Consider the following 23,889-nt stretch of genomic DNA (forward strand, 5'->3'; position numbering starts at 1 on the left):
GACGACATGGCCATGACCACCCTGGACCCGCGGACGGCGCTGATCGTCGTCGACCTCCAGCGCGGGATCGTCGGACGCGAACTCGCCCCCCATCCCGCAATGGATGTCGTCGGGCACGCGGCCGACCTCGTCGAGCGATTCCGGGCGCACGACCTGCCGGTCGTGTTCGTCACCGTCGCCGGCGCGCCGCCCGGCCGGACCGATCTCAGTGACGGCTCGGCGCGTGAGCTCCCTGCCGGCTGGGACGAGTTGATCGACGAATTCGCCCCGCGCGCCGACGATCTCGCCGTCGTCAAACACTCGGTGAGCGCGTTCTCGGGAACCGGTCTGGCCGAGGGGCTGCGTGAACGCGGAGTCACACAGGTCGTCGTCGTGGGTATAGCGACCGGTGCGGGCGTGGAATCCACCGCGCGGGATGCGCACGAGGCCGGCTTCCATGTCACCCTGCCCGTCGATGCGATGACCGACTCCGACGAGACCCGACATCGATACAGCCTGACCTCGATCTTCCCTCGTATCGCCGAGACCGGTTCGACCGCAGAGCTTCTCGAGCTCCTCGACGCCACCCGCCGGTGACGGCCCACCGGGCCGTCGAGCGGGTTGAGACGGGTACCGCGCCGGACAAGCCGTTCGGATGGCGGTTCACCGGCCCCTTGATGATGGGGTCGACCCTCAACCCGATCAACAGCTCGATGATGGCCACGGCGCTGGTCGGGATCGGGGTCGATTTCCACCGCGGCCCGCAGTCCACGGCCATGCTCATCTCGGTGCTGTATCTGTGCAGCGCGGTGATGCAGCCGACGATGGGCAAACTCGCGCGGATCTTCGGAGATCGCCGTGTCTTCATCTCGGGCCTGCTCATCCTCGTCGCTGCCGGGGTGATCGGTGCGCTGGCACCCGCGTTCGGGTTTCTCGTGCTGTCCCGGGCTCTGATCGGGGTGGGGACATCGGCCGCTTATCCCACGGCGATGTCGTTGGTGCGCAAACGCGCCGACTCCGTCGGGATCGGGGTGCCGACCCGGGTGCTGGGCGGCTTCTCGATCGCCGCCCAGGTCATCGCGGTCGTCGGTCTGCCGGTCGGCGGGGTTCTCACCGGCGTGTTCGGTTGGCGCGCAGTGTTCCTCGTGAACATCCCGGTCGCTGTCCTCACCCTGGTATGGGTGCTGCGCAGCGTCCCGAGGGACCCGCCGGTCACGTTCGGCGGGCCTCGTGCTCTGATGCGGACGGCCGATGTGGTCGGGATCGTCCTCTTCGCCGGTGCCGTCGTCAGCGCCTTGTGTCTGCTCAGCGATCTGGCATCGCCCACGTGGTGGTTGATCCCCGGCGTCGCGGTCACGATCGTGCTGCTGGTGTGGTGGGAGAGGCGCGCTGCCCGACCGCTCATCGACGTACGCATGCTGGCGGGTAATGCTCCGCTCGTGCGTACCTATCTCCGACAGGCGCTGGCCGCGCTCGGATCGTATGCGGCGATGTACGGGATCAGTCAGTGGATGGAGGGGGCGGCGGGCTACGACGCGTCACAGGTGGGCCTGATCCTGATCCCGCTGTCGGCCGTCAGCATCGTGGTGGCGCGGATCAACTCGACCCACGGGTGGGTGCGGGTGCCGCTGATCCTCACCGGCGCCGGGCTCGCGGCATCGGGTGTGCTCGCGGTGACCATCGACAGCGGTTCGGCGATCTGGGTGCTGGTGCTGATGTCGGTGCTGTTCGGGCTGGCGAACGGGCTCAGTGGGTTCGCCAACCAGGCGACGCTGTACGCACAGAGCCCGCCGGAGACCATCGGGGTGGCCTCCGGTCTCTATCGCACCTTTGCGTACTTCGGAGCGATCTTCTCGTCGAGCCTGATCGGTCTGGCGTTCGGTGCCCACGCCACCGACTCGGGCCTCCACGTCGTCGGCTGGGTCGTCGTCGGGATCGGCGTCGCCCTGATGGTGATGACCGTGGCCGATCGTCAGGTGCCGCGCGTCGTCGGGTGGCGCCCACCTTTTGAGTCATCGAACACATGTTCGATAAACTCTCGGGGTGGGATGGGACCAGGGGCCACCGACGTGGTCGGAGATGGAGCGAGTGCTCTCCGGTCGTGCACCGGGCGGCGGCCGACCGGGCGAGGCGTTCGGTCCCGGCGACAACTCCGGCGCACTCGGCGACGGTGGTGACAGCCCGGCCTGGTCGCGTAAGCGGGGCGCCTATCGGTCCGAGGGCATCGAACGTGGGCGGTCGGCGGTGCCGTTCGCCGAACTCCACGCACACAGTTCCTACAGCTTCCTCGACGGTGCGTCGATGCCGGAGGAGATGGTGGAGGAGGCGCAGCGGCTCGGTCTCTCCTCGCTGGCCCTCACCGACCACGACGGTTTTTATGGCATCGTCAGATTTGCCGAGGCGGCAAGGGAATTCGGCCTTCCGACGGTCTTCGGTGCGGAGCTGTCCCTGGAACCCGACGTCACGCGGACCGGCGTGCCGGATCCGCCCGGTGACCACCTCCTGGTGATCGCCCGTGATGGCGAGGGCTATCGCCGACTGTCACGGACGATCTCCGAGGCACACATGATCGCGGGTGAGAAGGGGCTCCTGCGCTATGACCGCGACGCCCTGCCGGACCGGTCCGGCGGTCACTGGCTGATCCTCACCGGCTGCCGCAAGGGGCAGGTGCGGCGGGCGCTCGATCGCGGCGGTCCCGACGCGGCGAGGGCGGCGTTGCATGATCTGGTCGAGCGTCACGGGCACACGGATGTCGTGGTGGAACTGACCGCCCAGGGGCTGCCCGAGGACGACGAGCGCAACGCGACCCTGGCCGGTCTGGCCGCGGAGCTGGAGCTGACGACGGTGGCGACCACCGGGGCGCACTTCGCGTCACCGCGCCGCCGACGACTCGCCATGGCGGTGGCCGCCGTCCGCGCGAGGACCGACATCGAGACGATCGACGGCTGGCTCCCCGGTGTCGTCGGCGCCCACCTGCGCAGCGGCGACGAGATGGCCCGTCTCCTCCCCGGCCATCCGGAGGCGATCGACAACGCGGTCGGGCTCGCCGCCGACTGTGCATTCGAACTGGGACTCATCGCGCCGCAGCTACCGCCGTTCGACGTCCCGGCGGGACACACCGAGATCACCTGGTTGCGGGAGCAGACCATGGCGGGAGCGCTGCGGCGCTACGGATCACCTGCCGCCCACCCGCAGGCGTACCGGCAGATCGAGCACGAACTCCGCATCATCGAGACGCTGACCTTTCCCGGGTACTTCCTCGTCGTCGCCGACATCGTGAACTTCTGCAAGACCCACGACATCCTGTGCCAGGGCCGGGGGAGTGCCGCGAACTCCGCGGTCTGTTACGCCCTCGGCATCACCAACGTCGATCCGGTGGCGAACAAGCTGCTGTTCGAGCGGTTCCTCTCACCCGAACGCGACGGACCGCCGGACATCGACGTCGACATCGAGTCCGACCGACGGGAGGAGGCGATCCAGTACGTCTATCGCCGCTACGGCCGGGACTTCAGCGCGCAGGTCGCCAATGTGATCACCTACCGGGGCAAGTCGGCGATCCGGGACATGTCGCGGGCGCTGGGCTACGCCACCGGGCAGCAGGATGCGTGGAGCCGGATGCCCGACCAGGCGCCCGACGACGTCACCGAACTCGCCTCGGAGATCCTCGGGATGCCACGGCATCTGGGCATCCACTCCGGGGGCATGGTGATCTGCGACCGTCCCATCGCCGACGTCTGCCCGACGGAGTGGGCGCGTATGGAGAACCGCAGTGTCCTGCAGTGGGACAAGGACGACTGTGCCGCCATCGGCCTGGTCAAGTTCGATCTCCTCGGACTGGGCATGCTCTCGGCTCTGCACTATGCGATCGATCTGGTCGCCGATCACAAGGGCCTCGAGATCGATCTCGCGACCCTCGACCTGACCGAGTCCGCTGTCTACGACATGCTGTGTCGCGCCGACTCCGTCGGGGTCTTCCAGGTGGAGTCGCGCGCGCAGATGGCCACACTCCCGCGGCTGAAGCCCCGCAACTTCTACGACCTGGTGGTCGAGGTCGCCCTCATCCGGCCGGGACCGATCCAGGGCGGTTCCGTGCACCCGTACATCCGGCGGCGCAACGGGATCGAGGAGGCGACGGTCGAGCATCCGTCGATGCGCAAGGCCCTCGATCGGACCCTCGGTGTGCCGTTGTTCCAGGAGCAGCTCATGCAACTCGCCGTCGATGTCGCCGGATTCGACGCGACAGAGGCCGATCAGCTCCGACGAGCGATGGGTTCCAAACGGTCGCCTGAGCGGATGGAGCGTCTCCGGCAACGGTTCTATGCCGGAATGGCGGAGTTGCACGGGATCACCGGCGACATGGCCGACCGGGTCTTCGAGAAGATGGCGGCGTTCGCCAATTTCGGTTTTCCGGAGAGTCATTCGCAGAGCTTCGCCTCACTGGTGTTCTATTCGTCGTGGTTCAAGCTGCACCATCCCGCCGCGTTCTGTGCGGCGTTGCTGCGGGCGCAGCCGATGGGCTTCTACTCGCCGCAATCACTGGTCGCCGACGCCCGCCGGCACGGTGTCGTGGTGCACCGCCCCGACATCAACATCTCCCTTCCGCACGCGAATCTGGAGAACGAGGGGATGGAGGTCCGGCTGGGGCTCGGTGGCATACGCGGTATCGGCGACGACGTTGCGGAACACATCGTCGAGTGCCGTGAGCGTGACGGCGACTACGCCGATGTCACCGACGTGTCCCGTCGTGCCGAGCTGACGTCCCGGCAACTCGAGGGGTTGGCCGGTGCCGGGGCGTTCTCCGGATTCGGGATGAGTCGACGACAGGCGTTGTGGGAGGCGGGCGCCGCGGCGACCGTGCGGGCGGATCAGCTCCCTCTCGAATCGGCGGCGGCCACACCGACCCTCCCCGGCCTGTCCGATGTGGAGTTGGCGGCCACCGATGCCTGGGCGACCGGCATCACGCCGACGTCGTATCCGACCCAGTTCCTGCGCCCTCGGCTCGACGCGATGGGGGTCATCCCCGCCGACGGACTGCTGTCGGTGGCCGACGGTTCACGGGTGAGCGTGGCGGGGGCGGTGACCCACCGGCAGCGTCCGGCGACGGCCTCGGGTGTGACGTTCATCAACCTGGAGGACGAAACGGGCATGGTGAACGTCGTCTGCTCGGTGGGCTTGTGGACTCGGCACCGGAGTCTGGCACACTCGGCATCGGCTTTGCTGATCCGGGGGACCGTGCAGAACGCCGAGGGGGCGGTGACGGTTGTGGCAGAACGACTGCAGCGCCTGGATCTCCGGGTCGGAACTCGTTCCAGGGACTGGCATTAGACAGACTGGCATCAACGAAGAGAAAGGCCCGCCATGCCGAGGCAGATCGTGGTGACCGTGAAGCCGAGCAGCCGCAAGGGTCCCCTGGTGGAGACCGGGCCGGACGGTTCGGTGACCATCTTCGTCCGCGAGCCGGCGGCCGAGGGCCGCGCCAACAAGGCTGTCGCGGAGATCCTCGCGCAGCATCTCGGGGTGCCCAAGAGCAAGGTCGCACTCGTCGGTGGCGCGACTGCCCGGACCAAACGTTTCCGGATCGACTGAGCTCCCGGATCGGCTGAGGGCCGAGCGGATCAGACGGCGCCGCCGAAGCCGTTCTGTCGCCATGCCTCGTAGACGACGATGCTGGCCGCGTTGGCCAGATTGTGGGACCGGCGTCCGGCGAGCATCGGGATGCGCAGCCGTTCGGTGACCTCCGGCTGATCCAGCACGTCGTCGGGGAGCCCGGTCGGTTCGGGCCCGAACAGCAGGACGTCGCCGGGACGGTAGTCGACGTCGGTGTGGTAGCGCGTCGTACGGGCGGTGAACGCGAACACCCGCTCCGGCTGCAGTGCTGTCCACGCTGCCGCGATATCGGGATGCACTGTCACCGTGGCCATCTCGTGATAGTCGAGTCCGGCGCGTTTCACCTGCGCATCCGACATCGAGAATCCCAGCGGCTCGATGAGGTGCAACTCGCACCCGGTGTTGGCGGCCAACCGGATCGCGTTACCCGTGTTCGGCGGGATGCACGGCTGGTAGAACATGATGCGAAACATGATGTGCTCACAGTACGACGCTGCTCAGCGGCGTGACCGCCTGACCCAGGAGCGATGGCCAGCCACCCGATCACCGCACCGGCGCGTTGGGGTGCATGCCCCGCACGGTAGCCCTGCCGGCCAGACGGGTGGAACGCCTCGCGGCGATCATCATTCGGCCGACCGACGATGCGTCGATCACACCTCGAGCGAGGTGTTCGCACCGCACAGCACGATGCAGAGAGTCGAATCCGGTTCTGGTGCAACGGCTCCGGTGAGGACGGCGGCGACGGCGGTCGCGGTGCCGTGTTCGGTGAGGATTCGGAAGGACTCCCACAGGGTTTGTCGTGCCGCGACGAGTTCATCGTCGGTCACCACCACGCTCGACACCGGACGGTCGGCGATGGTCGCCCAGCAGATGTCGCCGAGCCGTGTCGCGCCGAGCGAATCGGCGGCCACACTGTCGAGGTCGACGGGTACCGGCTCGCCGCACTCGAGTGCCCGGTGCAGACACGACGACCCCGCCGGTTCCACGCCGACGACCCGGTCGCCCGGACGCATCGCCGCGGTGAGTCCGCCGAGCAAGCCGCCGCCGCCCACGCAGACGACCGTTGTCAGCGGACCGTCGACGTCCTCGGCGAGCTCGAGTGCGATCGTGCCCGCGCCCGCGACGATGTCGGGCTGATCGTAGGCATGCAACAGCAGGGCGCCCGAGTCGGTGGCGATCTGCACCGCCGCGTCGGCGGCGTCCTGATAACGGTCGCCGACCTGATGGACGACGGCGCCGAGCGAGCGGAGTCGGTCCACCTTCACCCGGGGAGCGGTCTCGGGCACGACGACGGTGCACGTGGTCCCCGCGATCCGCGCCGCCGACGCCGCCCCGATGGCGGCGTTCCCGCCGGACGCGACGAGCACGCCCGCCTCGCCGAGGCGGCCGTCGGCGCGGGCAGACAGCACCGCGTTCAGACTCCCGCGGGGTTTGAAGCATCCGCCGATCTGCGTGTACTCGAGCTTGAGGACGACGTCGACCGGTCCGTTCACGCCGACGAGACTCGAGCGCAGGGTCGGGGTCCGCCGGAGGTGGCCGTCGATCCGCTCCTGTGCCTCACGCACATCGTCCGCGGTGATCCGCTGCGGCACTCTCTGCGTCCCCGGTCGTGTGTCCACGTAGAGCAACGATATCCGGAATGGAACAATGGATTCCCGTGAGTGCGATACGACTGGACGGCAAGGCGACCCGCGACGAGATCTTCACCGATCTGAGCGTGCGGGTGGAGAAGCTGCGTGCCGAGGGCATCACGCCCGGGCTCGGCACGGTCCTGGTCGGCGACGACCCGGGATCGCAGTCGTATGTGAAGGGCAAGCACGCCGACTGCGCCCGTATCGGGGTGGCGTCGATTCGCAAGGACCTACCCGCCGATGCGACGACGGAGGAGCTCAACGCCGCGATCGACGACCTCAACGCCGATCCCGCATGCACCGGCTACATCGTTCAGCTGCCGCTGCCGCGCCATCTCGACGAGAACGCGGCCCTCGAGCGCATCGATCCGGAGAAGGATGCCGACGGACTGCACCCGATCAATCTGGGTCGCCTGGTACTCGGCAAGGAGTCGACTCTGCCGTGTACCCCGCGCGGAGTTGTCCACCTGCTGCGGCGATACGACATCCCGATCGCCGGCGCGCGGGTGGTCGTCGTCGGCCGTGGCGTGACGATCGGCCGACCCATCGGTCTGCTGCTGACCCGACGCAGCGAGAACGCGACCGTGACCCTGTGTCATACCGGTACCCGCGATCTCGCCTCCGAGGTGTCGCGCGCCGACATCGTGATCGCCGCCGCCGGCGTGGGGCACCTCATCACCGCCGACATGGTGAAGCCGGGTGCCGCCGTGATCGACGTCGGGGTCAGCCGTACCGACGCCGGGCTCACCGGTGACGTGGCCCCCGACGTCTGGGAGGTCGCCGGCCACGTGTCGCCCAATCCCGGCGGTGTCGGACCGTTGACCCGGGCCTTCCTGCTGGTCAACGTCGTCGAGCGCGCCGAGGCGCAGCTGGCCGAACGCGCCGGGGCGGGACCGATCGGGTGAGCCCGGACGCCGACGGCGGCGGCCGGACGACCCCGCGCACGGACCGGGTGAGCACCATCACGCGCGTCGAGCGAATCCGTCACGCACGGGCCGTCAGGCGGTATCTGGTGCAGATCCCGTACTTCCTTGTCCTGCTCGGACTGCTGGTCGCCGCGGTTCTCGTGGTGTTCGACCGCTGGCGTCGCGGAGCATTCGTGTTCGGTTCGGCACTTTTGCTCGGTGCATTGCTCCGAGCACTCATACCGACCTCGAGAGCCGGATTGCTCCAGGTGAGGAGCCGTTTCTTCGACGTGGCCGCCATGGCGACGGTGGGGACTCTCATACTCTGGTTGGCGACGTCGATCGATCCCTTGGGCACAGATTGATTACAATAGATATCAACACGTGACCTGAGCCCTGAGGGCGACGACATCCGGGGGAGTACGTATCACTTCGACGATCACCACCGAGAGCTCGACGATGCCCGGCGAATCGACGTCGATGGGCGTTTCCGCCGGCGACGGGATGATTCATTATGTGCTGCTCACGCGCGACGACGTCGGCCGCAGCATCGTCGACACCCGGGTCATCGACGTCGATCGCAGCGATGGACTCGACGTCGCCGGACGGGTGAACGCCGGCATCGACCTCGTCCTCGGAGCCGCCCGCGACTCGAACGTCCGGGTCGGACCGATAGGCGTGGCCGCACGGACCGCCAAGCAGCGCCGCGAACTGCAGTCCCGCGGCGCCGGGCCGCGCCGCCAGATCCACCTCATACACGACGACGAGGCCGTCGTCGCCTATCTGTCGGCCACAGGTCAGATCAACCGGTTCTCCTCCGTCGTCATCGTGGACTGTGGCGACACCGGCATGTCCCTGTACACGGTCGAGCCGTCGACGAGCCGGATCTCCGATCCGGAACGGTCGCGGGCGCTCACCGGACGCAAACTCGACCGGGCCATCGTGACGCAGCTGGTGTCCGACGACAGCCCACAGGACCCGATCGGTGCCCGGGTGCGCCGGGGTGCGTTGCTCAGCGCGTGCCGCACCGCGAAGGAGGAGATCTCCGCGCCGTCGACGTCGGCGGGTACGGGTTCGATTCTTGTCGCCGACGGCGGCGGTCACATGACACTCACCGGCGAGACGATCGACGCGGCCGCGGGCCCGATGATCGACGAGGCGCGCAGCGTTCTCACCCGTTACCTCGGTGACCTCGCCGACCGCGGAGTCCATCCCGAGGCGGTGGTCCTGGTCGGCGGTATCGCGAACCTGTCCGCAGCGCGGACGATGGTCACCCGTGAACACGGCGTCGAGGTTGTCGTCCCGGATGCGCCCGAACTCGCCGCCTCGATCGGCGCGGCCATCCTGGCGCGTGCCCAGACAGTCACCGAGGCCACATCGCGACTGGCGTTCATCGGCGGCCGCCGCAATCGCGAGTGGTTGTCGGCGACACCGCTTGCCGTCGTCGGCGCGATCCTCGCGGCGGCGATGATGACGATCTACGCGGTGAGCTCCTCCCTGACCGGACAGAACGGACCCGCGCCGTCGCCGTCGTCGCAGACGACGGCAGCGCCCACGAGCACCACCGACGACACCGTGTCGTCGCAGCAGCAGTCGCAGGCGGTCACCACCCGGGAGCCCGAGCCGGAGATTCCGCAGATCCCGGAGCAGGCGCCGGTGGCCACGCCGCAGCGGACCGAACCGCGCTGGGGCGACGCACCGGGTTGGGCCACAACGGAATTGCCGCCGACGACGCAGCCGGGAACACCGTCGACGACGACGCGGACCCTCTCGCCGTACCCGTTGCCGTCGCTACCGTGGCCGACCGGGACCAGGCCCACGCCGACGATCCCGCCGGAGTTCCTGCCGCCCGGGCTGGCGCCGCAGACGACCGCGCCGACACCGCCCCCGCCGACGCCCGGTGATGAGGTACCTCAGCGGGAGACCCCGTCGTCGCCGACGCCACAGGGCGCGAATCCGCAAGGGGCGAACGATCGGGATGTCACACGGCCGGGTGTGACGACGACGCCGACCCCGCCCCCGCTCGGCGACTAGCGGGCGATCTCCACGGTCTGCTTGAGCAGATCGCTGATCGCGTCGAATTCGGTCAGGAATCCGTCGTGTCCGTTGTCGGAGTGCACCACCTGGAGGCCGCCGACGCAGTTGCCCAGCAGCTCGGCCAGTTCAATCTGTAAACGCAAGGGGTACAGTCGATCCGAGGCGATCCCACCGACGATGACCGGAACAGTGCACTCGCGCAGCACCTTCTCCAGGCTGCCGCGGTTGCGCCCGACGTCGTGGTTGTTGAGGACCTCACTGAGGACCACGTAACTCCCGGGATCGAAGCGCTGGATGAGCTTGTCGGCCTGATGCTGCAGATAGCTGTCGACCGCGTATCGGCCGCCGCCGAGCGGGTTCTCGTCGACCTGGGCGTCGTTGGCGAACCGTTGATCGAGCTCGGCCTCGCCCCGATAGGTCAGGTGCGCGATGCGGCGGGCGACGCCGAGGCCGGTCGTCGGGATCCGTCCCGACGCGTGATAGTCACCGCCCTGCCAGGCGGGGTCAGCCTTGATCGCCGCGATCTGCGTTGTCTGCGTGCCGATCTGGTCGGCGGTGGCGCGGGCACCGACGGCCAGGACCAGTGCGCTGCGGACGAGCTCCGGATACTCGATGGCCCATTCGAGGGCGCGCGCACCACCCATGGACCCGCCGATCACCGCGCCGATACCCGTGATCCCCAGCTGATCGATCAGCGCTCGCTCGGCGCGCACCTGGTCGAGGACCGTGATCGCCGGGAATCGGGAACCCCACGGACGGCCGTCGGGACCGGGTGACGCCGGTCCGGTCGACCCGCGGCATCCGCCGAGGACGTTGGCCGAGATGACGCACCACTCATCGGTGTCGATCGCAGCGCCCGGCCCGATGAGACCGTCCCACCAGCCCGCCGCCTGGTGCGCATCGTCGGCGGGGCCGGTGACATGTGAGTCTCCGGTGAGGGCGTGCAGGGTGAGGATGACGTTGTCCCGGGTCGGCGACAACGTCCCCCAGCGCTGGAACGCCAGGGTGACGTCGTCGATCCGACCACCGTTGTCGAGTGAGACCGAACCGATGTGTGCGCTCGACATCGCCCCGTCCGGGACGGATTCCCAGTCAGGACGATCAGCGGGCTGGGCCTTCGATTCGATACTCACCGACACAATTCACTCACTCTTCGTCTGCACCTCGGTCTTGTCGTCGCGATTACTTCGCCGCAGCGAATCCCTGCTCGAGATCGGCGAGGATGTCGTCGATCCCCTCGATGCCGACGGCCAGGCGCACGAGGCCCGGGGTGACGCCGGCGTCGAGTTGTTCCTCGGGGGTCAGTTGGCTGTGCGTGGTGGACGCGGGATGGATGACGAGCGACCGCACGTCACCGATGTTCGCCACGTGGCTGTGCAGCGACAGCGCATCGACGAACTTCTTGCCCGCGTCGACTCCACCGGTGATCTCGAACGCGACGATCGCGCCCTGACCCTTGGGGAGGAGTTTCTGCCCGCGGTCGAACCACTGCGACGAGCGGAGTCCCGCGTAGGCGACGGACTCGACCTGGGCGTGACCCTCGAGGAACTCGGCCACCCGCTGCGCGTTGGCCACGTGACGCTCGACCCGCAGGCTCAGCGTCTCGAGTCCCTGCGCGAGGAGGAAGGCGTTGAACGGTGAGATCGCGGCGCCGGTGTCGCGCAGCCACTGCACCCGCGCCTTGAGCGCGAACGCCGGTGCGCCGAGGTCGGCGAACACTGCGCCGTGGTAGCTCGGGTCGGGCGTGGTGAACCCGGGGAACAGATCCTTGCCGTCACGCTGCCCACGCCAGTCGAAGGTGCCGCCGTCGACGATGACGCCGCCGATGGCGGTGCCGTGGCCGCCGATGTACTTGGTGGCCGAGTGCACGACGATGTCGGCGCCGTGGGCCAGGGGATTGAGCAGATAGGGGGTCGCCACCGTGTTGTCGACGATCAGCGGCAATCCGTTGCGGTGCGCCACCTCGGCGATGCCCTCGACATCGAGAATCTCGTTGTTGGGGTTGGAGATCGTCTCGCCGAACAGTGCGCGCGTGTTGTCCTTGATCGCGGCCTGCCAGGAGTCGAGATCTTCGGGGTCCTCGACGAACGACACCTCGACGCCCAGTTTCGGCAGGGTGTAGTGGAAGAGGTTGAACGTTCCGCCGTACAGACGCGGGCTGGACACGACGTGCCCACCGGTCTCGACGATGTTCAGGATCGCGTAGGTCTCCGCGGCTTGGCCCGAGGCGACGAGGAGTGCGGCGACGCCACCCTCGAGCGCGGCGACGCGCTGTTCGACCGCATCCTGGGTCGGGTTCATGATGCGCGTGTAGATGTTGCCGGGCTCGGCGAGCCCGAACAGGTTGGCCGCGTGCTGCGTGTCGTTGAACACGTACGAGGTGGTCTGGTAGACGGGCAGTGCCCGCGCATTGGTCGCAGGATCGGCGGTTTGTCCCGCGTGGACCTGTTTGGTCTCGAAACTCCAGTTGTCGGCCGGATTTGTGTCGTCGGTGACGTCAGACATGGCTCTGGTGATCACTTTCTGCGGTCGGCAGGGTGCAACGACCCTGATGGGGTCCGACCTTCGGACCCGCGCTTGCCTCGGAACCGGTTCGGGTTCCTCAACCCGGTCATCACCCGGAGCACCCCACCGCGGTTGGAGGGTTGCCGATCAGCAAGCCGGGGCTTGACGCTGATGCTCATGACCTGGCGTCAAGGATATAGCACGGCTCGGCGGGTACGAGAACCCTCCCGATCGGCCTGAGCCGAACGCCCCGAATGTGGTCTGATTGAACTAACTATCGGTCACGGATCGATGAATTCCCAGGTGTGTGGCACCGGCTTTTCTCAGAACATCTCAGTTTTGTGATGGCGGATCTAACCTGTGGCCAGCCCTGGGGACGCGAGGTCCGGACCGACCCGCGCCAGGCGAAGAAAGACGATGCCGCATGTCCGCTCGGTTCGGAGTGTCCCGCAGACTAACCGTCATTCTCATTGCCATCTCGACGAGTGTCGCCGTGGCGACGGCATTCTGTCTCCCCGGAGTGGGAGGTGTGGCGCGGGCGGACGATTGCGGTGCGGGCGCTGTGGTCATCGTCGGCGGGACGTGGGATCACGAGGGCGCGGTGATGGTCGGCGTCAAACAGCGGTACACCGGTCTCGGTCCTGACGACAAGGCGAACCCGGCCAGCGACTACGCAGGTGAGAAGGCCTACAAGATCATCTACGCCGACTACCCGGCCGCCGTCTGGCCGGCCGGTGCAACCGGATATGACGAGAGCACGCGGCAAGGGATCGCGTCGACCAAGTCGGCGATCGCGGGCTATCAACAGTCGTGTGGAGACATGCCCGTCGTCGTGGCCGGCTACTCCCAAGGTGCGCGCATCGCCGGGGACGTGCTGTCCGACATCGGGAATGGTCGGGGCCTCACCGGAACGTCCGCCGACGGCGCCGGGTACACGATCAATCCAGAGACCATCTCCGGCGAGCTCTACGCAGATCCCCGCCAGGACGGGGACAAGACCGGGAAGGGCATCGAGCTCTCGCTCATCGGTGTCATTCCGGGCATGACGATGTCGGGTGCGCGGGACGGCGGTTTCGGGAGCCTCGCGGACAACGTCGTCTCCGTCTGTATCGACGGCGACCCGATCTGCGATCTGCCCGACCCGATGTATGACCCGATCGGTGCCATCGACGGACTTGCGGGCTATTGGGTCAAACACGGTCGGTATCCGTACTACATGTTCCAGAATCCGAGGGCGGACTGGTGGAGTGGACGGAACGTCGACTGCACAGGGACGAACGACACGACCTGCGTCGTCGAGTTCGATTCCTCCATCGTCGAGTACCTCCGCGAGCAGGCGGCGAATCTCGGCTACACCGGTGAGATCGGGGACTTCCTCGCGAACCGTCCGAAGATCGGTCTCCCTCTCGGCATCACGCTCGCCAATCTGCAGCCGGCGATCCGGGTGGTGCAGGATCTCCTCCCGCCGTTGCCGCAATTGGGTTATGGCGCCTACCTTGCGGACATCTACGTCTTCGAGGACATCCTGCAGGGCATCGTGAATCGCGCTCCGGAGCAGTTCACCGCCGGAGCCGCGGCGCTCGCGGCCAGCGTGCGCAGCATCATCCGATGGCCGGTCAGCTTCACCCGTTACTGGGCCGATCAGCTGGTGACCGTGGTGGGTGCGCAGACCGCCGTGCAGACGAGCACGACGGCGCGCGCGGCCGTCGAACAACACGCCGAGACCCTGCAGACCCTGGCCGCCGTCGAACATCCGGGTGCGACCGTCGTCGAGACGTCCACCCCGGACGTCCGAGCACCGGGGCAGACGCACGATGACCTATCGGTGTCTGCGACGTCGCCGGCCGTCGAACCGGTCGCGCCGTCCCGGTCGGGACCCGAACCCCGGCCCGAACCGGAGACGGTCGTCGAGGCGCCACCCGTCGTGGCGGCCGACCCGGAGCCGGAGGCACCGCCCGCCGACACCGGCTCGACGTCCGGTGGTGCCGAACCCGGTGACTCGTCGGATCGCTCCACCGAGGCTGAGACGTCCACGACCGGAGGGGAGGAGACCGGCGGTGCCGAGGTGGGCGACGCCGCGGACTCGACGTCCGGCTCGTCGAAGAAGTCATCGGAGAGTTCCTCGAAGGGCGGTGGCCACGACGGCGAGTGAGGCGCCGCCGGACCGACTCCGGCTGTGAACGAACTCACCTGACGCAGCTGGAATCCTTCCGGGCCCCCGGTGGGTTGGTGACTGAGTGTCCTCAGCCTCACCCGAAGCCCCGGCCCTGCCCGACGCCTCCCTGACGCCCGTGCCGCCGTCGATCCGACGGTGGGCGGTCTTCGCACTCGCGCTCGGCGGATTCGGCATCGGGACCACCGAGTTCGTCGCGATGGGTCTGCTGCCCAGCATCGCGGACACGCTCGGCGTGAGCGAGCCGACCGCCGGGCACGTCATCTCGGCCTACGCCCTCGGTGTCGTCGTCGGCGCACCATTGATCGCGGCGATCACCGCACGGGTGTCGCGGCGCACGCTTCTCGTCGGCCTCATGATCGCGTTCACCGTCGGCAACGTGGTCACCGTGCTCGCCCCGAACTACGGATTCCTGATGGCGGCGCGATTCGTCGCCGGGTTGCCGCACGGCGCCTATTTCGGTGTCGCCGCCCTGGTGGCCGCCCACCTCGCGGGTCCTCGTGATCGGGCGAAAGCCGTCGGTCAGGTGATGCTCGGGTTGTCGGTGGCCAATGTGCTCGGAGTACCGGCGGCGACGTGGCTCGGCGAATCGCTGGGATGGCGGGTGGCCTTCGCCCTCGTCGTCGTCATCGGGTTGCTGACGATCCTCGCGCTGGTCCGGTTCATGCCCGACCTGTCCGACATGCGCGTCACCAACCCGATGACGGAACTGAGCGCTCTCGCTCGCCCGCAGGTGTGGTTCACCCTTCTCGTAGGAGTCGTCGGCTTCGGCGGGATGTTCGCCTTCTACACGTATTTGAACTCGGCGCTGACCACGGTGACCGGCGTCTCCGTGTCACTCGTGCCGGTCGCCATGATGCTGTTCGGTCTGGGCATGGTCGCCGGCAACATCGTCGGCGGGTACATCGCCGACCGCAGTGTGCCGATGGGGATCCTCATCGGACTCGTCGCCACCGGCGTGTCACTGGCACTGTTCGGTCTGACACTCCAGAATGTCTGGGCCGCAATGATTCTCAGCTTTGCTATCGGGCTCTCCGGGGCGTCGACGATCCCAGCCCTGCAGACGCGGCTGATGGATGTCGCCGACGACGCCCAGACGTTGGCAGCGGCCCTCAATCACTCGGCGCTGAACATCGCCAATGCTGCAGGCGCATGGCTCGGCGGTGTCGTGATCGCCGCCGGCCACGGCTACCGCTCACCGTCGATCCTCGGCGCGCTGCTGACCATCGCCGGGATCGTGATGCTGGGCGTCGCGCTGGCGACTCAGCGTCGGACGGCGAATGTCGGCGCGGCCGCCACCGCGATCACTCGACCGTAGGTGGCGTGGCGACGGTCTTCGACAGATACAGCTGCTCGCCGAGGCGGTCCATCAGTTCGAGCTGGGTCTCGAGGTAGTCGATGTGGTGTTCCTCGTCCTTGAGGATCTCCTCGAGGAGTTTCGCGCTGGTGATGTCACCCTTGCTGCGGCACATCGCGATCCCGGGGCGCAGGCGTTCGACGACCTCGACCTCGATCGCCATGTCCGACTCGAACTGCTCGCGGATGGACTGGCCGATCCGCAGCGGAAGGATCTTCTGATAGTTCGGCAGTCCCTCGAGGAACAGGATGCGATCGGTCAGGATCTCGGCGTGGTGCATCTCCTCGATCGATTCCTCACGCGTCTTGCCCGCGATCTCGGTGAGTCCCCAGTTGCCCTGCATCTTCGCATGGAGAAAGTACTGGTTGATCGCCGTCAGCTCGCTGGTGAGCTGTTCGTTGAGGAGAGCGATCACCTCGTCGTCGCCGCGCATGACTGTGCCTCCGTTCGCCGTGGTTAAAGGAACGTAGCACGGCAAAACTCCCCGCGCCCGGACTTGGGCACGAGGTCGTGGACTCACGTCATGAGACGTCTGGGTCAGGCGGCGGTGGTGGCGGTGGTATTCCTTTCACTGATGATGGCCTGAAGTCGTTCGAGGCAGGTTCCGCATCCTTCTCCGGCGCCGCAGCGTTCGCTGACCGCGTCGACCGACAGGGCGCCGGCGGAGCAGTGCTCGTGGACCTCGTCCTCGGTCACCGCCCGGCAGATGCAGACGAACATTTCCTCACCTCGAATCCTCAGTTAGGTAAGGGTTACATAAAGGTGCGCGCGATGGCAAGGGTTGGCTTACCTCTGGTACGGGCGCACCACAACCGGCCGGTAGGCTGTGGCCCTGTGTCGCTCACCATCAGCACTGTCAATGTCAACGGCATCCGCGCCGCGGTGAAACATCGTTCGGAGTCCAATCGGGGCATGCTCGCCTGGCTGTCGGGGACCGAGTCCGACGTCATCCTGATGCAGGAGATCCGCGCGGACGAGGATCAGGCCGCCGAGGCGCTCGCGCCCGCACTCGACGACGGATGGCATCTGAGGATGAGTGCGTCGTCGGTCAAGGGTCATGCGGGCGTCGGTGTGCTGAGCCGGATTCCGATCGTCGCGACCCGCATCGGGTTCGGCAGCGAGGAGTTCGACGCCACCGGCCGCTATCTCGAGGCGGATCTGGACGGTCCCCTCGGCGCGACGACGGTCGCCAGCCTGTACCTGCCGAAGGGGGCCGCGGCGTCGTCGGAGCCGAAGGACGTCGCGAAGTTCGACGAGAAGGTGCGGTTCCTGGACGAGTGCGGGTCGCATCTCGATCGCCTCCGCCGGCGTCGTCGACACGTTGTCGTCGGGGGCGACTGGAACATCGCGCCCGCCGAGGCCGACATCAAGAACTGGAAGGGGAATCTGAAGAGCCCCGGATTCCTGCCGCACGAGCGTGCCTGGGTCGGCGATCTGCTGTCGTCGGGGTGGTCCGACGTGGCGCGGGAACTCGCGCCCGATGAGCAGGGGCCGTACACCTGGTGGTCGTGGCGGGGCAAGGCCTTCGACAACGACTCGGGCTGGCGGATCGACTATCAGCTCGCCAACCGCTCCCTCGCAAGGCGCGCGGTGAAGTCGACCGTCGATCGAGCGGACGCCTACGACCTGCGATGGTCGGATCACGCTCCGATGACCGTGGTCTACGACTGAGCCGTCGCCAGCGACGACGCTCACCGACGGGTCCGCGCGGGAGTCTGCGAAACTGGAGACCATGAGCAGTGACGTCTCCGCAGCCGGTGCCGCGCGACCACGCGTGCTGTCCGGGATCCAGCCGACCAGTGATTCCTTCCATCTCGGGAACTATCTGGGTGCTGTGCGACAGTGGGTCGCCCTGCAGGACGACTTCGAGGCGTTCTACTTCATCCCGGACATGCACGCACTCACGGTTCCGTTCGACCCGAAGACCCTCGCGGACCGGACCCGGCTCAGCGTTGCGCAGTTGCTCGCGGTCGGCGTCGATCCGAGCCGCTCGACGATCTACGTGCAGTCCCACATCCCGGAGATCGCCCAGTTGACCTGGGTGCTGTCGTGCATCACCGGATTCGGCGAGGCCAGCCGGATGACCCAGTTCAAGGACAAGTCGGCGAAGCAGGGGGTGGATGCGGCCGGGGTCGGCCTGTTCACCTATCCGATCCTCATGGCCGCCGACATCCTCGCCTTCCAGGTCGATCGGGTGCCCGTCGGCGAGGACCAGCGCCAGCACCTCGAGCTCACCCGCGATCTCGCGCAGCGGTTCAACTCACGCTTCGGCCGTGTGCTCAAGGTTCCTGAGGCCCACATCGTCAAGGAATACGCCAAGATCTACGACCTGCAGAACCCGACCGCGAAGATGAGCAAGTCGGCCGAGTCCGACCGCGGCCTGATCAATCTGCTCGACGAGCCGAAGCGTTCCGCCAAGAAGATCCGGTCGGCGGTCACTGACACCGACACCGAGATCCGGTTCGATCCCGAGACGAAACCGGGGGTGAGCAACCTCCTCACCATCCAGTCCGCGCTCGGCGGGACGCCGGTCGACGTCCTCGTCGACAAGTACCAGGGCAAGGGCTACGGCGACCTCAAGGTCGACACCGCCGACGCCCTGACCGAGTTGGTCACCCCGTTGCGCGGCCGGGTCGACGAGTACATGCAGGATCCGGCACAACTCGACGCGATCCTCGCCCAGGGCGCGGAGCGCGCGCGGAGCGTGGCCTCGGCGACTCTGGCCTCCGTCTATGACAGAGTGGGATTTCTGACACCCGGAGGCTGACATCCGTTGACCCGACTGGCCCGGTGACCCGAGCGAGGAGGCGGTACTCGTGAGTTCGGTAGTGGATTCGAGTAAATCGGTCGTCGATCGAGCGAAGACGACCTTCCAGGAGCGCCGCGAGCGCTGGCCGTGGCTGGAACACCTGATCCAGACGGTGCAGCGCTACAACGATCGGCGCGGCAACCTCTATGCGGCCTCGATCAGTTTCAACGGCATCCTGGCGCTGGTCCCGATCGTCATGGTGGTGTTCGCCATCGGCGGCTTCGTGCTGGCGAACCAGCCGGACCTGCTGAAGCAACTCCAGGACGCCATCGTCGAGAATGTGCCCGAGGGCATGGACGAGCAGGTCAACGATCTGATCAATTCCGCCATCGACTCTCGTGCCGCGGTGGGCATCGTCGGGCTGCTCGGCGCGGCGTTCACCGGGATCGGATGGATCTCCGGTGTCCGGCTGGGGATGACGGAGATGTGGGGCGGACGTGTGGACCGCAACGCGGTCATGTCGAAGGTGTGGGACCTCGTCACCTTCGTCGTGCTGGGACTGGCGTTCGCGGCCACGATGGCACTCACCGCCCTCGGCAACTCGGGCCTGACGACCGAGGTCCTGTCGTGGGTCGGGCTCGACGACGCCGTGTGGGCCCCGGCGGTCGTCCGTACCGTGTCGATCATCGTCTCGGTGCTGGCGACCTGGCTGCTCTTCACCTTCGTGATGTCACGACTGCCCTTGGTGCAGTTGCCGTTTCGCAACACACTCAAGGCCGGGCTGCTCACCGCGATCGCCTTCGAGATCGTCAAGACGGTCGGCGGTATCTATCTTCAGTCCGTGCTGAGCGGACCGGCCGGCGTGGCGTTCGGCCCTATCATCGGGCTCCTGGTGTTCGCCTACCTGGCCTCGCGGATCGTTCTCTACGCCGCCGCCTGGTGTGCGACGGATCCCATCAACGACGAGTTCCAGGTGACCGAGGAGGACGAACCGCTGCCGCCGGTGGTCGTCTCCCCGAACTACGACGTCAACCCGGTCTCCAAGCCCGCGTCGCTCGTCGCGGCTGCCGGAATCGGTGCAGCGGCCAGTGCGGTCGCGGGCTGGTTGCTCCGCCGCTGAACGGCCTGGTCGGCGTCAGCCCTCAGCGTCGGGCGACGAGGCGAAGTGCGATGAGCAGCAGCACGATTGCCGCGAGTGCCGCGATCAGACCGATCAGGATGCGCACCGACCATCGAGTGGGGTGATCGGTGCCGGTGGCGCTCACCGTCGTGTCGGCTCGCGGCGATGTCGTGGTGGTCGTGGTCGTCGGAGGCGCTGTTCGGTTGCCTCCGGCCGCCGCGCCGGGGGCGACCAGCGTTCCCGTCCTCGCCTGCGCGGGTGCGCGAAATCCATAGTCGAACAGCGACTTCGCTTGGTCCCAGTAGGAGTCGGACTCGACGGTGAGTCCGAACATCTGCACGATCATGATCCGCCGACCGTCGCGCTCGACGGCGCCGACGAAGGTCTTGCGTGCATCGTCGGTGTAACCGGTCTTACCGCCGAGTGTCCCCGGATAGCCCTCCAGGAGGAGCTGATTGGACGTGTACATCGGGTAGGCGGGATGGTCGGTGTCGCCGGGGACGTCGGGGCGCTTCGGATACCCGGGGAACGGATGGGTGCGCAATGCGATCAGCTCGCGGAACGTACTGTTGCGCATCGCCTCCCGGAAGATGAGCGCCAGATCATACGGCGAACTCGACATCCCGGCCGCGTCCAGGCCGGAGGGCGACGCCGCCCGCGTGTCCAGGGCGTGCAGTGCTCGGGCCTTCTCGTTCATCTTGTCGAGCGTCGCCTCGACTCCGCCGAGCTCGCGCGCCAACGCATGGGCACAGTCGTTGCCGGACACCACGATCAGGCCGGTCAGCAGGTCTCGCGTCGTGTAGTGCCCGCCAGGACCCATGCCGCACGAATCGCCCTCCGCACCCCAGTCCTCCGCCGTCGGGACGACCGGTGTGTCGAGGTCGAGTTCGTCCAGGGCGACGAGGGCCAGCAACACCTTGATCGTAGAGGCCGGACGGTATCGTCCGTGGGGATCCTTGGCCGCGATGACGTGCCCGCTGTCGAGGTCGGCGATGAGCCAGCCGGCAGACGTCAGGTTCGGCGGCACCGGACCGAGCGCGGGGTCGGCGACGACACCACACCCTGCGAGACGCTCGCCGCCCACTGCCGTGGCAGGGACGGGCAGCGGGGTCGGTGACGCCGCGCCAGGGGCGACGACCTCGGATTCGTCGACCGGCGGGGGAGGCCCGACACGATGGGGACAGTGATCGGTGACGGGGGTCGGAACGGGCGTGAGCGGAGCGGCCGCAGACATCGGCGGCATCCCCGCGATGGGGGCGATCGCGATACCTGCCGCGACGAGACCCGCAGCCGTTCGTGCCCCCACCTTCATCGCTCGGAGGTTACCAGCGGTGAGCCTGTGCGCGAGCCGGGCGAGTGTGGCGTCGTCGAGGTCGAAGGTCTGGGCGACGGCGGCGAAATTGTTGTCGGCGTCACCGTCAGTGGGCCGGATCGTCGACGCTGCGGATCCCGTGATCGACCCGCTCGACGCCGAGCGAATCCATCGCCATCCGGATGGACTCGGGACCGCCCTCCTCGCCGGCGTGGGCCACCCGTCGTAGGCCGGTCGGTGACGGGCACACCCCGGATCCGATGCGCCTGCGGATCGAAGAACACCTCCGCGTGCACCACCCCGCCTGCGTGGGCACGTCTGGCGTATTCATATGCAAGGCGGCCGAAGTCGGGCCGACGACGGAGCACGGCCATGTTCTCGTAGTAGATGTCGAGGAACGACTGCAGATTGCCGAACACATATCGGCTCCGCAACGACTCGGCGTCGGGGTAGGGCAGTTCGACGCCGGCATCGCGCGCCAGTTCCAGTACGAGTTCGGGTTCCAGTGTGCCCTCGATGTGCACGTGCAACTCGACCTTGGGCAGCTCCTGAATCCTGGTCATGGTCTACAGGAGGGTATATGCCTCCGTCAGCACCGACCGCAGGATCTGTTCGATCTCGTCGAACTCGGCCTGACCGGCGATGAGCGGCGGCGCGAGCTGCACGACGGGGTCCCCGCGGTCGTCGGCGCGGCAGTAGAGCCCGGCCTCGAACAGTGCGCTGGACAGGAATCCGCGGAGGATGCGTTCGGACTCGGCGTCGCTGAACGTCTCCTTCGTCGCCTTGTCCTTCACCAATTCGATCCCGTAGAAATAGCCTTCGCCGCGAACGTCACCGACGATCGGCAGATCGTTCAGCCGCTCCAGCGTCGCGCGGAACGCGGGTGCGTTCTGCTTCACGTGATCGTTGAGACCCTCGCGCTCGAACAGGTCGAGGTTCGCCAGCGCCACGGCCGCCGACACCGGGTGCCCGCCGAAGGTGTACCCGTGCGGGAAGGAGGTCGTCCCATCGCGGAACGGCTCGAACAGCCGGTCGCTGGCGATCATCGCGCCGATCGGCGAGTAGCCCGAGGTCATTCCCTTCGCGCAGGTGATGATGTCCGGCACGTACCCGAAATCGTCACAGGCGAACATCGATCCGATGCGGCCGAAGGCGCAGATGACCTCGTCGGACACCAGCAGCACATCGTATTCGTCGCAGATCTCGCGGACCCGTTCGAAATAGCCGGGAGGCGGCGGGAAGCACCCGCCGGCATTCTGCACGGGTTCGAGGAAGACGGCCGCGACGGTCTCCGGACCCTCGAACTCGATGGCCTCCGCGATGCGATCGGCGGCCCATCGTCCGAACTTCTTCGGGTCGGCGGCCAGATCGTCGTCCGCCCGGTAGATGTTGGTGTTCGGCGCACGGAACCCGCCGGGGGTCAGCGGCTCGAACATCTGCTTGAGGGCGGGCACGCCGGTGATGGCGAGCGCGCCCTGCGGGGTGCCGTGATAGGCGACCGCACGGGAGATCACCTTGTGCTTCATGGGTTTTCCGACCAGCTTGTAGTACTGCTTGGCCAGCTTCCAGGCACTCTCCACGGCCTCGCCGCCACCGGTGGTGAAGAAGACGCGGTTGAGATCACCGGGTGTGTATGCGGCGAGACGTTCGGCCAGTTCGACGGCCGGTGGCGTGGCGTAGGACCAGATCGGGAAGAACGCAAGCTCTTTGGCCTGCTTCGCGGCGGCCTCGGCCAGCTCGACGCGGCCGTGACCGGCCTGGACGACGAACAGCCCGGCGAGGCCGTCGAGGTAACTGCGGCCGCGGTCGTCATAGATCCGCATGCCCTCGCCGCGGATGATCACCGGCGGCGTGATGCCGTCGCCGTGGCGGGCGAAATGGCCCCAGAGGTGGGCGGCGCTGCGCTCGCCGAGTGTGAGATCGGTGGCGGGTTCGTCGGCAATGCTCATCGGGTACCCCAATTGTATTGTTGCTTGACCAGTTTCAGATAGACCAGGGTCTCGGTCGCGGTGACCTCGGAGTGCGTGCGGACCTTCTGGTTCAGGATGCGCAGGAGATGATCGTCGTCCTCGCACACGACCTCGATCAGGATGTCGAACGATCCGGCGGTCAGGACGACGTAATCGATCTCGGGGCAGGCTGAGAGTTGCTCGGCCAGGGCCTCGGTGTCCCCGGTACAGCGGATGCCGATCAACGCCTGCCGGGAGAACCCGAGCTTCAATGGATCGGTCACGGCGACGATCTGCAGGAGCCCGCTCTCGCTGAGGCGCTGCACACGATTGCGTACCGCGGCCTCGGAGAGACCGACCGCCTTGCCGATCGACGCATACGAACTCCGACCATCGGCCTGGAGTTCTTCGATGATCTTCTTGGCCGTCGCGTCGAGCGCGGGTGAGGGAGGTTCGACCACGCCCTGATGGTGACGGATTCAGTAGAAGTTGGCAACTCGAAATGACGCTATCCGTAGGAAAAATCGGACTTCACATAGTGATTCCGTCATCCGCGCTGTTAGAC

The 23,889-nt window shown here is 67.3% G+C and carries 21 protein-coding genes, 1 pseudogene and 1 riboswitch; of the genes and pseudogenes, 12 read left to right on the forward strand and 10 right to left on the reverse strand.

Annotated elements, in window-relative coordinates:
* Nucleotides 1-6: 6 nt before the first annotated feature.
* Genes QSJ19_RS09875 through QSJ19_RS09890 form a run of 4 tightly spaced genes read left to right on the forward strand, consistent with a single transcriptional unit; the run spans nt 7 to nt 5,565 of the window.
* Complete coding sequence (locus QSJ19_RS09875) at nt 7-576, forward strand: isochorismatase family protein (RefSeq protein WP_286320051.1); 570 nt, start codon at nt 7-9, stop codon at nt 574-576.
* Nucleotides 573-2,156 carry an MFS transporter gene (locus QSJ19_RS09880; RefSeq protein ID WP_286320052.1) on the forward strand — a complete coding sequence of 528 codons (1,584 nt, stop codon included), beginning with the start codon at nt 573-575 and terminating at the stop codon, nt 2,154-2,156. The genes QSJ19_RS09875 and QSJ19_RS09880 overlap by 4 nt, the downstream gene beginning before the upstream one ends.
* Entirely contained in the window at nt 2,059-5,304 is a 3,246-nt protein-coding gene (locus QSJ19_RS09885) for an error-prone DNA polymerase (RefSeq protein WP_286320054.1), read from the forward strand. Before QSJ19_RS09880 ends, QSJ19_RS09885 begins: the two co-directional genes overlap by 98 nt.
* Nucleotides 5,305-5,337: 33 nt before the next feature.
* The gene (locus tag QSJ19_RS09890) at nt 5,338-5,565 is read left to right on the forward strand and encodes a DUF167 domain-containing protein (RefSeq protein ID WP_286320055.1); all 228 of its coding nucleotides are present in this window, start codon (nt 5,338-5,340) and stop codon (nt 5,563-5,565) included.
* Between the two features lie 29 nt (nt 5,566-5,594).
* Here the strand turns inward: QSJ19_RS09890 and QSJ19_RS09895 are convergent, their stop codons facing one another.
* Together QSJ19_RS09895 and QSJ19_RS09900 are read right to left on the reverse strand one after the other, a co-directional pair.
* Nucleotides 5,595-6,059: a tRNA (cytidine(34)-2'-O)-methyltransferase gene (locus QSJ19_RS09895; protein ID WP_286320056.1), complete on the reverse strand. Its 465-nt coding sequence runs from the start codon at nt 6,057-6,059 to the stop codon at nt 5,595-5,597.
* A 177-nt stretch (nt 6,060-6,236) separates the two neighbouring features.
* Nucleotides 6,237-7,205, reverse strand: a complete 969-nt coding sequence (locus QSJ19_RS09900) for a serine/threonine dehydratase (protein ID WP_502876129.1) — start codon at nt 7,203-7,205, stop codon at nt 6,237-6,239.
* A 38-nt stretch (nt 7,206-7,243) separates the two neighbouring features.
* On the opposite strand from QSJ19_RS09900, the gene QSJ19_RS09905 reads away from it, so the two are divergent.
* From QSJ19_RS09905 to QSJ19_RS09915, 3 genes are all read left to right on the forward strand, one after another.
* On the forward strand, nt 7,244-8,122 hold the full coding sequence (locus QSJ19_RS09905) for a bifunctional methylenetetrahydrofolate dehydrogenase/methenyltetrahydrofolate cyclohydrolase (RefSeq protein ID WP_286320057.1): 879 nt from the start codon (nt 7,244-7,246) through the stop codon (nt 8,120-8,122).
* Nucleotides 8,123-8,169: 47 nt separating this feature from the next.
* Nucleotides 8,170-8,487 (forward strand): DUF3017 domain-containing protein, encoded by a 318-nt coding sequence (locus tag QSJ19_RS09910; RefSeq protein WP_286320058.1) that lies wholly within the window; start codon nt 8,170-8,172, stop codon nt 8,485-8,487.
* A gap of 151 nt (nt 8,488-8,638) precedes the next feature.
* Nucleotides 8,639-10,156, forward strand: coding sequence for an Hsp70 family protein (locus QSJ19_RS09915; protein ID WP_286320059.1), 1,518 nt, complete (start codon nt 8,639-8,641; stop codon nt 10,154-10,156).
* Here the strand turns inward: QSJ19_RS09915 and metX are convergent.
* On the reverse strand, nt 10,153-11,298 hold the full coding sequence (gene metX, locus QSJ19_RS09920; protein ID WP_286320060.1) for a homoserine O-acetyltransferase MetX: 1,146 nt from the start codon (nt 11,296-11,298) through the stop codon (nt 10,153-10,155). The genes QSJ19_RS09915 and metX overlap by 4 nt on opposite strands.
* 43 nt (nt 11,299-11,341) lie before the next feature.
* The gene (locus QSJ19_RS09925; protein WP_286320061.1) at nt 11,342-12,664 is read right to left on the reverse strand and encodes a bifunctional o-acetylhomoserine/o-acetylserine sulfhydrylase; all 1,323 of its coding nucleotides are present in this window, start codon (nt 12,662-12,664) and stop codon (nt 11,342-11,344) included.
* A gap of 63 nt (nt 12,665-12,727) precedes the next feature.
* A riboswitch (SAM riboswitch) is annotated at nt 12,728-12,847 on the reverse strand.
* A 310-nt stretch (nt 12,848-13,157) separates the two neighbouring features.
* Between QSJ19_RS09925 and QSJ19_RS09930 the strand changes: the two genes are divergently transcribed.
* Both QSJ19_RS09930 and QSJ19_RS09935 read left to right on the forward strand, forming a co-directional pair.
* Complete coding sequence (locus QSJ19_RS09930; protein WP_286320063.1) at nt 13,158-14,816, forward strand: cutinase family protein; 1,659 nt, start codon at nt 13,158-13,160, stop codon at nt 14,814-14,816.
* 85 nt (nt 14,817-14,901) lie between these two features.
* Nucleotides 14,902-16,155, forward strand: a complete 1,254-nt coding sequence (locus tag QSJ19_RS09935) for an MFS transporter (protein ID WP_502876130.1) — start codon at nt 14,902-14,904, stop codon at nt 16,153-16,155.
* Here QSJ19_RS09935 and bfr read toward each other — a convergent pair.
* The gene (bfr, locus tag QSJ19_RS09940; RefSeq protein ID WP_286320065.1) at nt 16,142-16,627 is read right to left on the reverse strand and encodes a bacterioferritin; all 486 of its coding nucleotides are present in this window, start codon (nt 16,625-16,627) and stop codon (nt 16,142-16,144) included. The two genes, QSJ19_RS09935 and bfr, sit on opposite strands and share 14 nt — an antisense overlap.
* A 104-nt stretch (nt 16,628-16,731) precedes the next feature.
* Complete coding sequence (locus QSJ19_RS09945; RefSeq protein WP_286320066.1) at nt 16,732-16,914, reverse strand: (2Fe-2S)-binding protein; 183 nt, start codon at nt 16,912-16,914, stop codon at nt 16,732-16,734.
* Between the two features lie 114 nt (nt 16,915-17,028).
* On the opposite strand from QSJ19_RS09945, the gene QSJ19_RS09950 reads away from it, so the two are divergent.
* The 3 genes from QSJ19_RS09950 to QSJ19_RS09960 all read left to right on the forward strand — a co-directional run bounded on the left by QSJ19_RS09950 (nt 17,029) and on the right by QSJ19_RS09960 (nt 20,063).
* Nucleotides 17,029-17,865, forward strand: a complete 837-nt coding sequence (locus QSJ19_RS09950; protein WP_286320068.1) for an exodeoxyribonuclease III — start codon at nt 17,029-17,031, stop codon at nt 17,863-17,865.
* Between the two features lie 61 nt (nt 17,866-17,926).
* A complete protein-coding gene (gene trpS / locus QSJ19_RS09955; RefSeq protein WP_286320069.1) occupies nt 17,927-18,961 on the forward strand; it encodes a tryptophan--tRNA ligase in 1,035 nt (344 codons plus the stop codon).
* 49 nt (nt 18,962-19,010) lie between these two features.
* On the forward strand, nt 19,011-20,063 hold the full coding sequence (locus QSJ19_RS09960) for a YhjD/YihY/BrkB family envelope integrity protein (protein WP_286320071.1): 1,053 nt from the start codon (nt 19,011-19,013) through the stop codon (nt 20,061-20,063).
* Nucleotides 20,064-20,085: 22 nt separating this feature from the next.
* Here the strand turns inward: QSJ19_RS09960 and QSJ19_RS09965 are convergent, their stop codons facing one another.
* The 4 genes and pseudogenes from QSJ19_RS09965 to QSJ19_RS09980 form a co-directional block, all read right to left on the reverse strand.
* The gene (locus QSJ19_RS09965) at nt 20,086-21,306 is read right to left on the reverse strand and encodes a D-alanyl-D-alanine carboxypeptidase family protein (RefSeq protein ID WP_502876133.1); all 1,221 of its coding nucleotides are present in this window, start codon (nt 21,304-21,306) and stop codon (nt 20,086-20,088) included.
* A gap of 181 nt (nt 21,307-21,487) precedes the next feature.
* Nucleotides 21,488-21,938, reverse strand: a pseudogene (locus tag QSJ19_RS09970) (adenosine deaminase family protein); the annotation flags it as partial.
* Between the two features lie 3 nt (nt 21,939-21,941).
* Nucleotides 21,942-23,324: an aspartate aminotransferase family protein gene (locus QSJ19_RS09975; protein ID WP_286320073.1), complete on the reverse strand. Its 1,383-nt coding sequence runs from the start codon at nt 23,322-23,324 to the stop codon at nt 21,942-21,944.
* Nucleotides 23,321-23,785: an Lrp/AsnC family transcriptional regulator gene (locus tag QSJ19_RS09980; RefSeq protein WP_286320074.1), complete on the reverse strand. Its 465-nt coding sequence runs from the start codon at nt 23,783-23,785 to the stop codon at nt 23,321-23,323. Before QSJ19_RS09980 ends, QSJ19_RS09975 begins: the two co-directional genes overlap by 4 nt.
* Nucleotides 23,786-23,889: the final 104 nt, after the last annotated feature.

Origin of the sequence: Gordonia sp. ABSL11-1 (assembly GCF_030315685.1) — a bacterium.
In the GTDB taxonomy this organism is placed as follows: domain Bacteria; phylum Actinomycetota; class Actinomycetes; order Mycobacteriales; family Mycobacteriaceae; genus Gordonia.

Excerpts from the sequence above, each read along its gene's own strand:
- QSJ19_RS09875 (WP_286320051.1), top strand. The coding sequence starts at position 7 with ATGGCCATGACCACCCTGGACCCGCGGACGGCGCTGATCGTCGTCGAC.
- QSJ19_RS09885 (WP_286320054.1), top strand. The coding sequence starts at position 2,059 with ATGGAGCGAGTGCTCTCCGGTCGTGCACCGGGCGGCGGCCGACCGGGC.
- QSJ19_RS09890 (WP_286320055.1), top strand. The coding sequence starts at position 5,338 with ATGCCGAGGCAGATCGTGGTGACCGTGAAGCCGAGCAGCCGCAAGGGT.
- QSJ19_RS09895 (WP_286320056.1), bottom strand. The coding sequence starts at position 6,059 with ATGTTTCGCATCATGTTCTACCAGCCGTGCATCCCGCCGAACACGGGT.
- QSJ19_RS09925 (WP_286320061.1), bottom strand. The coding sequence starts at position 12,664 with ATGTCTGACGTCACCGACGACACAAATCCGGCCGACAACTGGAGTTTC.
- bfr (WP_286320065.1), bottom strand. The coding sequence starts at position 16,627 with ATGCGCGGCGACGACGAGGTGATCGCTCTCCTCAACGAACAGCTCACC.
- QSJ19_RS09945 (WP_286320066.1), bottom strand. The coding sequence starts at position 16,914 with ATGTTCGTCTGCATCTGCCGGGCGGTGACCGAGGACGAGGTCCACGAG.
- trpS (WP_286320069.1), top strand. The coding sequence starts at position 17,927 with ATGAGCAGTGACGTCTCCGCAGCCGGTGCCGCGCGACCACGCGTGCTG.
- QSJ19_RS09965 (WP_502876133.1), bottom strand. The coding sequence starts at position 21,306 with ATGCCGCCGATGTCTGCGGCCGCTCCGCTCACGCCCGTTCCGACCCCC.
- QSJ19_RS09975 (WP_286320073.1), bottom strand. The coding sequence starts at position 23,324 with ATGAGCATTGCCGACGAACCCGCCACCGATCTCACACTCGGCGAGCGC.